The organism is Salifodinibacter halophilus (genome assembly GCA_012999515.1).
GTDB classification, from domain to species: domain Bacteria; phylum Pseudomonadota; class Gammaproteobacteria; order Nevskiales; family Salinisphaeraceae; genus Salifodinibacter; species Salifodinibacter halophilus.
The window spans coordinates 1-345 of sequence record JABEEB010000072.1 but is presented as its reverse complement, the minus strand read 5'-3'; the positions used below and the strand labels follow the sequence as shown (position 1 = coordinate 345).

Annotated in this window: 1 protein-coding gene; it reads left to right on the top strand. The window is 75.1% G+C overall.

The window, feature by feature from the left end:
* The coding region (locus HKX41_10735) for an NAD-binding protein (protein ID NNC24606.1) at positions 1-345 on the top strand (345 nt) is incomplete at both ends.

Genomic DNA, 345 nt, shown 5'->3' with positions numbered 1-345 from the left:
CACTCGACCGTGTCGGTGGAAACCGCGCGCCGCGCCGCGGCGCTGCTGGGCACGCACGACATCGGCTTCCTCGACGCGCCGGTGTCCGGCGGCACCGCTGGCGCCGCCGCCGGCACGCTGACCTTCATCGTCGGCGGCGAGGCCACGGCGCTGGAGCGCGCGCGGCCGTTGCTGGACGCGATGGGCCGCAACGTCTTCCACATGGGCGCCAGCGGCGCCGGCCAGGTCGCCAAGCTGTGCAACAACATGGCGCTGGGCGTGATCATGGCCGCCACCGGCGAAGCGCTCGCGCTCGGCGCCGCGCACGGCCTGGACCCGGCCGCGCTGTCGAAGATGATGGCGGTC